The following is a 10,860-nucleotide window of genomic DNA, read 5'->3' as shown; positions in this document are numbered from 1 at the left end:
GCCAGTCGCTGCCGGTAATGCGCGGCCTTCCGCTCGCCCGTGGTCGCGACGCAGACGATCGCGCCGAGGTGGCCTGGCCCGAGCCGCCAGAGATGCAGGTCGGTGACACGATCGCCCTCGGCTTCGATGATGTGCCGGACCTTCTCGGCCATGCGCGGATCCGGCGTGCGATCGAGCAGGATGCCGCCGGTGTCGCGCAATAGCCCTACCGACCAGTTGGCGATGACAATCGCGCCGATGAAGCCGGCCAGCGGGTCCATCCAGAGCCAGCCGAAGGCGCGCGCCAGCAGCAAACCGATAATCACCAGCACCGAAACCGCGGCGTCGGCCATGACGTGAACGATGGCGGCCCGCATATTGTTGTCGCGGTGATGCGCGCCAGGTCCATGCCCATGCTCGTGCTCTTCGAATTCAAGCTGGCGCTCCTGCGCCTGGCCCACCTGCATCAGGCGAACCCTGGCGAGGAAGGCATGCGGCTCCGGAATCTCATCGCGCGATTCCAGATAGGAGCCGCGGTCTTCGAAGACAAAGAGCTGACGGCTGCCATCCGGCCTCGTCGTCTCGATGGTGAAATCGGAAGCCGGCAGCGCGCCCGCGCGCGCACTGACGCGAAAGCGTGGCGGCACGCTGTCCTCAAAGATCTCGATGTCCAGCAGCCGACCGCCCAGTTCGACGCGACGGGGTTCCTCGCCGTGCTCATGACCATGATCATGGCCATGCGCGTGGCCATGGCTGTGACCGTGATGATGCCCGCCGGACAACAGCCAGGCGCTGACGACGTTGACGACCAGCCCGAGCACCGCAATCGGGATCGCCTCGTTGAAGCTGATGGCGACCGGCGCGAGCAGGCGCGACACGGCTTCATAGCCGATCAACAGCGCGATCATCGCCAGCACGATGGCGCTGGAATAGCCCGCAAGATCGCCGAACTTGCCGGTGCCGAACGAAAAGCTGCGATCGTTGGCGTATTTGCGGGCATAGGTATAGGCCAGCGCGGCCAGCAGCAGCGCGCCGGCATGGGTCGACATGTGCAAGCCGTCGGCGATCAGCGCCAGCGAGCCGAACATGGCGCCGCCGATGATCTCGGCGAACATCATGACGGTGCAAAGCGCGATCACCGCCCAGGTCCGGCGCTCCGCCGTTTCGTGATCCTTGCCCAGGAACACATGGTCGTGCGACGGAAACTGAAACAGCTGCTCGGCGTCGGACATGGTGTCCCTCACTTCAGATAGGTGTGGACCACTTCGATCAGCTGATCGGCGGCGTCGGCATTGAGCGCGCCGGGATTTCGTTCGGGATCGACCAGATGGGTGCGGATGTGGTCCTCGACCACTTCGGCCATCAGGCCGGCGACGCCGCCGCGAATGCCGGCGATCATGTGCATGATGCGCTCGCATTCGGCCTCTTCGCTCAGCGCCCGCTCGATCGCCTCGAGCTGGCCGCGAATGCGCCCCACGCGCGCGAGCAGCTTTTTCTTTTGCCGGATCGTGTGTGTCATGCCCGCTTCATAGGGTACCCCCCTATGCCATGTCAACGATGATCAACGCCGATGAACGGGCCAGAACCCAGCCGCCGCAGGCACCCTATATCGCAGCCCGGCAGAGGATTCTGGGCTTTGATCTGCCGCAACACCCAACGTCGACTTTGCAATGATGTTCACTACCGGCCGTCAACCCGGTGGTGCCCCGTGCCGCGGACTGAAACATCACGATACCGTTCATGAATGTCTTCTCGAAGCCAATGCAGGAGACCGATCGCATTGGTGTGGAACCAGCTGCCCATGATGGGTTGCTTGCTGCAGTAAGCCGACTTCAGCCTCGCGAAGCCTGCGCGAAACTCGGGTCCGCATTGGAAGGCCTGTCGGATACCGAGGCTGACGCACGCCTGAAGAAATTCGGGCCGAATATCGTTGCCCGGGAACGCAAGGCGACAATCCTGGAAGAACTTTGGGGCCGTGCCCGTAATCCATTGAACGCATTGTTGCTGACGCTGGCGACTACTTCCTATTTTTTGGGAGACGTCCGTGCTGCTGTCGTGATTGCAGTAATGGTAATCCTCGCGATAACGACCGCCTTCGTCCAGGAACACCGGTCAAATGAGGCCGCTGCCAAGCTACGCGCCATGGTCCACACCACAGCAAGCGTCAGGCGCGTCCCCAGTCGCTCGGAGGATCCGTTCTCCGAAATCCCGATGGAGCGGCTGGTGTCGGGCGACGTCGTGCGGCTTTCGGCAGGAGATATGATACCAGGCGACCTCCGCTTGCTGGAAGCCAAGGATCTTTTCATCAATCAGTCTGCGCTTACGGGCGAGTCCATGCCTGCGGAAAGGCATGCTCCGGCATGCGATGGCGGTTCAGAGGATGCGCTCGCCCTGCCAAACCTCTGCTTCATGGGCGCGAACGTCGTATCCGGCTATGGGACCGGGGTAATCGTGCAAACCGGCTCGAATACGTTTTTTGGGCAGCTTGCTCACGAGATTGCAGGACGACGCGTTCCGACAGCCTTCGATCAGGGTATCAACAAATTCACATGGTTGATGATCCGCTTTATCTTGGTCATGGTCCCCGCAGTTTTCCTCATCAACGGCGTAACAAAACATGATTGGCTAGAGGCTCTATTGTTCGCCGTTGCGGTAGCAGTCGGTCTCACGCCAGAGATGTTACCGATGATTGTCACGGTGAACTTGGCCAAGGGTGCGATGGCAATGTCGCGCCAGAAGGTCATCGTGAAGCGCCTCAACGCCATCCAGAACTTCGGAGCGATGGACGTGCTGTGCACGGACAAGACCGGCACCCTGACGCAAGACCGAATCATCCTGAAACGGCACCTCGACATCCAGGGGCGGGACTCCGAAAGGGTGCTTCAGTATGCCTTTCTGAACAGCCACTTTCAGTCAGGGCTCAGGAACCTGCTCGACAAGGCGGTTTTGGCGCATGTCGAACTCGAGCAGACATTGAACATCGGGAGCGGGTATTCAAAGCTCGATGAAATCCCCTTCGATTTTTCGCGCCGCCGTCTATCGGTCGTCGTCGCGCGGGAAGACGGCAAGCACATTCTGATTTGCAAGGGGGCCGTCGAAGAGATTTTTTCGGTGTGTACGAACTACGCCCTTGATGCGGAAGTCGGACGGCTTGACGAAACCCATTTTGAGGCGGCCAAACAGCAGACGATCGCGCTTAACTCCGATGGATTTCGTGTTGTCGCGGTTGCGTATAAGGAGATGGAGGCATCAAAGACCACATACTCGATCGAGGACGAGGGGGGCTTGACGCTGCTTGGCTACATCGCCTTTCTCGATCCGCCGAAAGAGAGCGCCCGGGAGGCAATCGCGGCGCTGGCGCGCAAAGGCGTACAGGTGAAGGTCCTCACCGGCGACAACGAAATCATCACGCGCAAGATTTGTCATGAGGTCCAATTGGACCCGGGCGAAATCCTGCTCGGGGCCAGGATCGCTCAGATGAGCGAAGCTGAGCTGGCGGAAATTGCCGACCGTACGACGGTATTTGCAAAGCTGAACCCTGCGCAGAAGGAACAAGTCGTGCGGGCGCTTCACGCCAAAGGACATGTGGTGGGATTTCTCGGCGACGGGATCAACGACAGTCCGGCCCTGAAAGCCGCGGACGTCGGGATCTCGGTGGATACGGCGGTCGACATCGCCAAGGAATCGGCCGACATCATCCTGCTCGAAAAGAGCCTTCTCGTTCTTGCCGAGGGCGTGACGGAGGGCCGCAAGGTTTTTGCCAATATCACAAAATACATCAAGATGGGTGCGAGCTCGAATTTCGGGAACATGTTCAGCGTGCTTGGGGCGAGCATCTTCCTGCCGTTCCTGCCGATGGCGCCGATCCAGGTCCTGACCAACAATCTTCTCTACGATTTTTCGCAGACAACCATTCCAACGGATAATGTCGACGAGGAGTACCTGGCGTCACCGCGAAAATGGGACATCGGCAACATATTCAAGTTCATGGTGTTTATCGGACCGATCAGCTCGATATTCGACTATGCGACATACGGCATGATGCTCTACGTGTTCGATGCCTGGAACAATCCGTCGTTGTTCCAGACCGGATGGTTTGTCGAGTCTCTGCTGACCCAGACCCTCATCATTCACATTATCAGAACGGCGAAGGTCCCGTTCATCGAGAGCCATGCAAGCCCCGCGCTCATTGCGACGACGGTGATCATCTGCACGGTCGGAATGACGTTGCCCTTCACCTGGGCGGGTTCGGCATTGGGTTTCGAGCCGCTTCCCTGGCACTACTGGCCACTGGTCGCGGCCATGCTGGTGACATACGCTGTCCTCACCCACCTTGTGAAAGTATGGTTCATTCGCAGGTGGGGGCTTTGAGGAGTGTGCTGCGTGATCCGGATAATGCTTCGAGGGGTCAATGCTTGCCAGCGGTCATCAATCCGCCGCCACACCGAGGCGGTTGGCCTTTCGATTGACAATAGTGCTGATCCTTTCCGTCCTGTGGTCCGGGGGCTCGCCCGCGCGACCGGCGGGTGTTCTCAGCCTTTTATTTGCGGCCGTTATCTTGTGGGCGGCATACACGAGGGGCGGGAGTCCAACCGGCCCCGGCCCTAACCGTTGGCGCGAAGTTGCCTTTCTCGCGGTTCTGGGGCCGGTGCTCCTTTTTTTGGTTTGGCTGCGATTTTGGTGACCGATCGGCGCTTAAGCGCAGTTGCTTTCGAGGCGGCCGGCCTGGCAGAAACCACGACACCGGAGATGCCGCTGAATGCCATCGGTGGCATGACGATTGTGCAATGCAGCAAGGCGAAATCAACTGGAATTCAAGAAGTTGACCCGCCCGGGGGGACGTCCGGGCGGGTCGGGTGTGCGACACGGGGTGGATGAGGCGCCCGTGCCGGACGCGGATCCACAAACGGAGCGTTTTCGAGCGAAAGCCTGCCCCGGACATGATCCGGGGTGGGTACCGGTTCGCGCAAAGAAAACGCGCCAACAAAAGCTCGCGGTAAACGATCAGTAGTAATTGCAGGTGCGGACGCGGCCGATGAAATTGCCGTAGGCGTCGAACTGGCGAACCCAGCCGCAGCGGCGATAGCCGCCATAGAAGTAGCCGTCGTTGCTGGCTGCGATCGCGCTGCCGACGATCGCGGCGCCGACCAGACCGGCTCCGATACCCCAGCCGGGGCCATGGGCCTCTGCCCTCGTGGTGGTGGAAGCGATGCTGCCGGTGACGGCAAGCGCGGCAAGCGCGATGGCGGCAACCTTGGTCTTGATCGACATGAGAAACTCCATCCGATTTGAGCGCGGGACCGTTGTGGTCCGCATGCCCAATTGGACGGAGGCTTTTCGATTCCGGTTCGATTCAGCCGGAGCGAGTCCGGCCGGCCAAATATTTGGTAGAAAAAACACTTACTTGGCGGAGGGGTGGGGCTCGTCCAAAAGTCTCTTCACGTCGAATTTATCGACCTCGGTGAGCAGCTCGCAGAACGCGCGCGCGCCGTGATCGAGCAGGATTTCGCCCGTCTCCGCGGTGGCCATCGCGGCGTCGCCGACGGCGCCGCTGGCATGAAGGTCCTGGGTCTGCCATGCGAACGGCGCCGGCCGATGTGCCGAAAGCCAGCGATATTCCTGCTCCATCGCGATACTGCTCGGACGGAAATCGGCGATCTTTTCCTTGCGCACAGCCTGCGGGTAGCGCGCCAGCATGATCGACGTTTCCCATGCGCCGCCATGGATGCCATGACGCAGTTCTTCCGCCGAGAACAATCCGTCCGGCGCGCCGAAACGGAACCATCCGGTGGTGACGGCGAGAAGTCCGTGCTGCGCGCGCAGATCCTGCGCGACCAGCGTCATCCCCGCGCTGTTGCCGCCGTGGCTCGTGACCATCACCAGCTTCTTGACCCCCGCGCGCGCGACGCTTTCGCCGAGCGCCATCCAGCTCTTCAGCGCGACTTCCGTCGGCAGCGTCAGCGTGCCCGGATAGTCGATGTGTTCGGTGGAAATCCCGACCGGCTGCAGCGGAAGGAAGGTCGCGGGGAGAGTGTCGGGCAGCCGTTCGCGCACCCGCGCGAGATAGGCCTGCGCGATCATGATGTCGGTGCCGACAGGCAAATGCGGGCCGTGCTGTTCGGTGGCCGCCAGCGGCAGCACCGCGATCCATCGCGCCGGGTCGGTCCCGGAAATGCCGGGCCAGTGGATATCGGTCCAGTCGCGGGGAGGGAGCAGGGAAGTCATCGAGCGAAATGTTTCTTTAGGCGCGTTTGCAAGGTAGTTTGGTGGCCTTCGACAGGACGCGGCCAGCGTCCGCTTCCTATCATGGGCCAGAATGATCGACGGAGTCCAATCATGAACCCGGCTCTTTTGCCGCGAGCGTTAACCTTAGGCTTCATAGCCCTGGGGATGGCCATGTTGCCGGCAGGCGCCCAAACCACGCTGGACAAGGTCTCGTTCGGGACCAACTGGGTTCCCGAAGCCGAGCACGGCGGATTTTTCCAGGCGGTGGCCGACGGCACCTACCAGAGATACGGGCTCGACGTCACCATCGTGCCGGGCGGGCCGAACGACAACAACCGCATGCTGCTGATCGCCGGCAAGCTCGATTTCTTCATGGCCGCCAACACCCTGATGTCGTTCGACGCGGTCGCCAACAACGTGCCTGTGGTGACGGTCGCCGCCATCTTCCAGAAGGACCCGCAGGTTTTCCTGACCCACCCGGAATCGAAAATCACCAAACTCGAACAACTCAAGCCGCTGACGCTGTTCGTCTCCAAGGAAGGCATTACGAGCTATTTCCAGTGGCTGAAATCCGAATACGGATTCAGCGACGCGAAGGTCAGGCCCTACACCTTCAATCCGCAGCCGTTTATCGCCACCGCGCAAAGCGCGATGCAGGGCTATGTCACGTCGGAGCCGTTCGCGGTCGAAAAAGCCGCCAAATTCAAGCCGGGAATCATCCTGCTGGCGGATTATGGTTTCAACACTTATTCGACCCTGATCGAAACCCGCCGCGATTTGACCGACAAGAAGCCAGATCTGGTTCAACGCTTCGTCGACGCTTCCATCATCGGCTGGTACAACTATCTCTACGGTGACAATGCGCCGGGCAACGCGCTGATCAAGAAGCTCAATCCGGAAATGACCGACGAGCTGCTGGTCTTCTCCGTCGGCAAGATGAAGGAATATGGCATTGTCGACTCCGGCGACACCTTGCGCGACGGCATCGGCGCCATGAGCGACGAGCGGGCGACGAGCTTCTTCGACAAGATGGTGCGCGCCGGCGTGGTGCGTCCCGACGTCGACTTCCGCAAGGCCTACACGCTTCGCTTCATCAACAAGGGTGTAGGCCTCGATCTGCGGCCAAAGAAGTAGCCGCGCGATGGTGCAACCCGCAACCTTGACCAGAGCGGACACGGCCGGCCTCGCGGTGAGCCTGCGCGCGGTCACCAAGGTCTATGACAGCGGCGTCGCGGCGCTGGGGCCGCTCGACCTCGACGTGCGCAAGGGCGAGTTCGTCTCCCTGCTCGGGCCGTCCGGCTGCGGAAAGTCGACCGCGCTGCGGCTGATCGCGGGGCTCAGCGCGCCGACCTCCGGCAGCATCGGCGTCGCGCGTCGCGGCGGAGAGGCGCGCGGCGCGCCCGGGATAGGCTTCGTGTTTCAGGAGCCGACGCTGATGCCGTGGACCACCGTGCGCGAGAACGTGCGGCTCCCGCTGAAACTCGCGCATGCGCCGGCGGCCGAGGCGAACAGGCGCGTCGACGCGGCGTTGAATCAGGTGGGCCTTGCCGAATTCGCGGGCGCATATCCCCGCGAATTATCCGGGGGCATGAAGATGCGGGTTTCGCTGGCGCGAGCGTTGGTCACCGATCCCGACATTCTGTTGATGGACGAGCCGTTCGCCGCCCTCGACGAAATCACCCGCTTTCGGTTGAACAACGATCTGCTCGCGCTGTGGCGCAATCTGCGCAAGACAGTCATCTTCGTCACGCATTCGGTATTCGAGTCGGTATATCTGTCGCAGCGGGTGATCGTGATGACGTCGCGGCCCGGACGCCTCAGCGCCGAGGTTCGCATCGATGCGGCCGAGCCGCGGAGCGAGGAATTCCGAACCTCCGCTGACTACGCCGGGTATTGCCGCGAGGTTTCGAACGCGCTGGCGCCGTCTTATTCCGGGCGGGCCGGCTCATGAGTTCGCTGCAGACACCGCCCCTGTCCGCGCGCCGGGCCGCGCCCGATCAAGCCGGCCTGTGCCTCGTTCGCATCCTGCTTCCCATCGTCGTGCTGGCGGCCGGCGTCGCGGCCTGGGAACTCGTGGTGCGCCTCAAACATATTCCGCCCTATCTGTTGCCGGGGCCGATCGCGGTGTTCTCGACGCTGATCGTCGACTGGACGGTGCTGTCGCAATCGCTGCTGACGACCTTGCAGACCACGCTCGAGGGCTTCATTGCCGCCGGGATCGGCGGCATTGCGCTGGCGCTTCTGTTCAATCAATCGAAATGGCTGGAATATTCGCTGTTTCCCTATGCGGTCATCCTGCAGGTGACGCCTGTGATAGCGATCGCGCCGCTGCTTCTGATCTACCTTCCGCAGCAGACCGCCGTCATCGTCTGCGCCTGGATCGTCGCGTTCTTTCCGGTCTTGTCCAACACCACGCTGGGATTGAATTCGGTGGACCGCAATCTGGCCGGCCTGTTCCAGCTCTATGGCGCGTCGCCGACGCAGACGCTGCTTCATCTCAAGCTGCCTTCCGCGCTGCCCTTCATCCTCGGCGGATTGCGGATCGCGGGCGGCCTGTCGCTGATCGGCGCCGTGGTGGCCGAGATCGCTGCGGGCTCGGCGGGGGCTGGCTCGGGGCTTGCCTATCGGATCGCCGAATCCGGCTATCGCCTCGACATTCCCCGAATGTTCGCGGCGTTACTGTTGCTCTCCGCCGCCGGAATTGTCATTTATGGGCTGCTGGCGCTAGTTTCGCATCTGGTGTTGCGGCGCTGGCACGAGAGTGCGCTTGGAAAGGAAAACTGATGGTTGGCGGTAATATTTCTTCCGAGAAAATCGATTTGCTGATCTACGGGCCGCGCAAGCCTATCGTCGACAACGGCTTTTCCGACCAGTTCGTGCTGCATTCCTTCGAGACCACGGCCGACCTCGAGCGATTGACGCCGGCCGTCGCGGAAAAAATCCGCGGCGCCGCGGTGACCTACAATTCGGTTCGCGGCGACAGCAAGACACTGGCGCGCTTTCCGAAGCTGGAAATCGTCTCCACGTTCGGGGTCGGCTACGATCATATCGATGCCAATTACGCGCGCGATCACAATATCGTCGTCACCAACACGCCGGACGTTCTGACCGAAGAAGTCGCCGACGTCGCGATGGGTCTGCTGATCGCGACCTTGCGCGAGTTCGTCAAGGCCGACCGTTACCTGCGTTCCGGCCTCTGGCTGACGCAGAATTTTCCCCTGAGCGTCGGCTCGCTCAGGGATCGCAAGGTCGGGATGGTCGGCATGGGCAGGATCGGCCAGGCGATCGCGCGCCGGCTCGAGGCCTCGCGCGTTCCCGTGGTGTATCATTCGCGCAAGCCCGCCGACGGGGTGTCGTACAAGCATTATCCTGATTTGATCGAGATGGCGAAGGCGGTCGATACGCTGGTCGTCATCGTTCCCGGCGGCGCCGGAACCGCGAAGATTGTCAACGCCGACGTCATGAAGGCGCTGGGGCCGCGCGGCGTGATCATCAACGTGGCGCGCGGCTCCGTGATTGACGAGCAGGCACTGATATCGGCGCTGAAGTCGGGCAGCATTCTCGCCGCGGGTCTCGATGTCTTCGAAAAAGAGCCCAACGTGCCGGACGAATTGCGCAGCATGCAGAATGTCGTTTTGCTGCCACATATTGGCTCCGCTTCGGTGGTAACGCGAAATGCCATGGATCAGCTGGTGGTCGACAATCTGAAAGTCTGGTTCGCGGGCAAGCCGCCGCTGACGCCGGTCGCGGAAACCCCGGTGAAGAGTCGCTGATGACACCGCGCTTCGGCATCGTGCTTGCGGCGCTATCGGCGCTGATCGCCTGCGGAAACCAGGCGCGGGCGCAGGACGCCTCGACGCTCAAGAAAGACATGATCGGGCAGTGGGAGCTATCGACTACCGAGCGCAGCAAGACCTGCGTGGTCACGCTGAAGGGCGATGGGGCGTCACAGGGGATGAAGCTCGAGCTCGAGCCAGGCTGCGCCGCGGCGCTGCCCTTCACCAAGGAGATCGCCGCCTGGAGCATCGCAGGACTGGACATCGTGCGGCTGCAGGACGCTTCGGGCCAGCCGGTGATCGACTTTACCGAAGTCGAGAGCGGCATTCTCGAAGGCCTGCGGCAGGGCGAGGGCATCTACATCCTGCAGAACCTCGCCGCCGCGCGTTCGCTGGCGAAGTCGATGGATCAGATGATCGGCGACTGGGCGATGGTTCGCAGCAACGGCCAGCCGATCTGCGGCCTGACCCTGACCAACAACGAGGCGGGCCCGGACAATTTCCAGGTGTTCCTGAAGCCGAAATGCGACCCGGCGATATCGGCATTCGCGCCGACGCAATGGCGGCTCGACCACGGCCAGATGCTGCTGATGTCGCAAAGCGGCGAGACCTGGCAATTCGAGGCCGACGACAACGCGCAGTGGCGGAAAGTGCCCGATAGCGCCGACCCGCTGATCATGCTGCGGCAGTGATTTCCGGAAATGCTACCCCGCGAGCGCGGGCCGCGGGAGCGCTTGCTGGCGCGGTTGGCACACCGCATATTGTGAGAATCATGCGCCGAGAGGAGATGAACCATGCCCGAGCCTTCGCTTAGCCTCGCTGAGATCGATGAGCGCATCGCCGCGGTGCGGGAAAACCTGACCGAGCTGACCGAACAGGC

At 61.8% G+C, this 10,860-nt stretch carries 10 protein-coding genes; 6 read left to right on the top strand and 4 right to left on the bottom strand.

Annotated elements, in window-relative coordinates:
* Both dmeF and QZ213_RS17510 read right to left on the bottom strand, forming a co-directional pair.
* The coding region (dmeF, locus tag QZ213_RS17515; protein WP_291687352.1) for a CDF family Co(II)/Ni(II) efflux transporter DmeF at positions 1–1,211 on the bottom strand (1,211 nt) is incomplete at its 3' end.
* Between the two features lie 8 nt (positions 1,212–1,219).
* Positions 1,220–1,498 carry a metal/formaldehyde-sensitive transcriptional repressor gene (locus QZ213_RS17510; protein ID WP_291687351.1) on the bottom strand — a complete coding sequence of 93 codons (279 nt, stop codon included), beginning with the start codon at positions 1,496–1,498 and terminating at the stop codon, positions 1,220–1,222.
* 221 nt (positions 1,499–1,719) lie between these two features.
* Between QZ213_RS17510 and mgtA the strand changes: the two genes are divergently transcribed.
* A complete protein-coding gene (mgtA, locus tag QZ213_RS17505) occupies positions 1,720–4,350 on the top strand; it encodes a magnesium-translocating P-type ATPase (RefSeq protein ID WP_291687350.1) in 2,631 nt (876 codons plus the stop codon).
* A 633-nt stretch (positions 4,351–4,983) separates the two neighbouring features.
* Here the strand turns inward: mgtA and QZ213_RS17500 are convergent.
* Positions 4,984–5,250, bottom strand: a complete 267-nt coding sequence (locus QZ213_RS17500; RefSeq protein ID WP_291687349.1) for a hypothetical protein — start codon at positions 5,248–5,250, stop codon at positions 4,984–4,986.
* Positions 5,251–5,379: 129 nt separating this feature from the next.
* Positions 5,380–6,204: a creatininase family protein gene (locus QZ213_RS17495; RefSeq protein WP_291687348.1), complete on the bottom strand. Its 825-nt coding sequence runs from the start codon at positions 6,202–6,204 to the stop codon at positions 5,380–5,382.
* 111 nt (positions 6,205–6,315) lie between these two features.
* On the opposite strand from QZ213_RS17495, the gene QZ213_RS17490 reads away from it, so the two are divergent.
* From QZ213_RS17490 to QZ213_RS17470, 5 genes are read left to right on the top strand one after another with little or no spacing between them, the layout of a single operon-like run.
* The gene (locus QZ213_RS17490) at positions 6,316–7,338 is read left to right on the top strand and encodes an ABC transporter substrate-binding protein (RefSeq protein WP_291687347.1); all 1,023 of its coding nucleotides are present in this window, start codon (positions 6,316–6,318) and stop codon (positions 7,336–7,338) included.
* A gap of 7 nt (positions 7,339–7,345) precedes the next feature.
* Positions 7,346–8,155 (top strand): ABC transporter ATP-binding protein, encoded by an 810-nt coding sequence (locus tag QZ213_RS17485; RefSeq protein WP_291687346.1) that lies wholly within the window; start codon positions 7,346–7,348, stop codon positions 8,153–8,155.
* The gene (locus QZ213_RS17480; RefSeq protein WP_291687345.1) at positions 8,152–8,988 is read left to right on the top strand and encodes an ABC transporter permease; all 837 of its coding nucleotides are present in this window, start codon (positions 8,152–8,154) and stop codon (positions 8,986–8,988) included. Before QZ213_RS17485 ends, QZ213_RS17480 begins: the two co-directional genes overlap by 4 nt.
* The gene (locus QZ213_RS17475; protein ID WP_291687344.1) at positions 8,988–9,977 is read left to right on the top strand and encodes a 2-hydroxyacid dehydrogenase; all 990 of its coding nucleotides are present in this window, start codon (positions 8,988–8,990) and stop codon (positions 9,975–9,977) included. The genes QZ213_RS17480 and QZ213_RS17475 overlap by 1 nt, the downstream gene beginning before the upstream one ends.
* Entirely contained in the window at positions 9,977–10,672 is a 696-nt protein-coding gene (locus QZ213_RS17470; protein ID WP_291687343.1) for an AprI/Inh family metalloprotease inhibitor, read from the top strand. The genes QZ213_RS17475 and QZ213_RS17470 overlap by 1 nt, the downstream gene beginning before the upstream one ends.
* Positions 10,673–10,860: the final 188 nt, after the last annotated feature.

Source organism: Bradyrhizobium sp. (genome assembly GCF_017881085.1).
Taxonomy (GTDB): Bacteria; Pseudomonadota; Alphaproteobacteria; order Rhizobiales; family Xanthobacteraceae; genus Bradyrhizobium.
This window is presented reverse-complemented; position numbering and strand designations above follow the sequence as displayed.

What these genes read in the sequence shown, in the direction of transcription:
- QZ213_RS17475 (WP_291687344.1), top strand. Translation starts at nt 8,988, where the DNA reads ATGGTTGGCGGTAATATTTCTTCCGAGAAAATCGATTTGCTGATCTAC.
- QZ213_RS17510 (WP_291687351.1), bottom strand. Translation starts at nt 1,498, where the DNA reads ATGACACACACGATCCGGCAAAAGAAAAAGCTGCTCGCGCGCGTGGGG.
- QZ213_RS17470 (WP_291687343.1), top strand. Translation starts at nt 9,977, where the DNA reads ATGACACCGCGCTTCGGCATCGTGCTTGCGGCGCTATCGGCGCTGATC.
- QZ213_RS17500 (WP_291687349.1), bottom strand. Translation starts at nt 5,250, where the DNA reads ATGTCGATCAAGACCAAGGTTGCCGCCATCGCGCTTGCCGCGCTTGCC.
- QZ213_RS17490 (WP_291687347.1), top strand. Translation starts at nt 6,316, where the DNA reads ATGAACCCGGCTCTTTTGCCGCGAGCGTTAACCTTAGGCTTCATAGCC.
- QZ213_RS17495 (WP_291687348.1), bottom strand. Translation starts at nt 6,204, where the DNA reads ATGACTTCCCTGCTCCCTCCCCGCGACTGGACCGATATCCACTGGCCC.
- mgtA (WP_291687350.1), top strand. Translation starts at nt 1,720, where the DNA reads ATGAATGTCTTCTCGAAGCCAATGCAGGAGACCGATCGCATTGGTGTG.
- QZ213_RS17480 (WP_291687345.1), top strand. Translation starts at nt 8,152, where the DNA reads ATGAGTTCGCTGCAGACACCGCCCCTGTCCGCGCGCCGGGCCGCGCCC.
- QZ213_RS17485 (WP_291687346.1), top strand. Translation starts at nt 7,346, where the DNA reads ATGGTGCAACCCGCAACCTTGACCAGAGCGGACACGGCCGGCCTCGCG.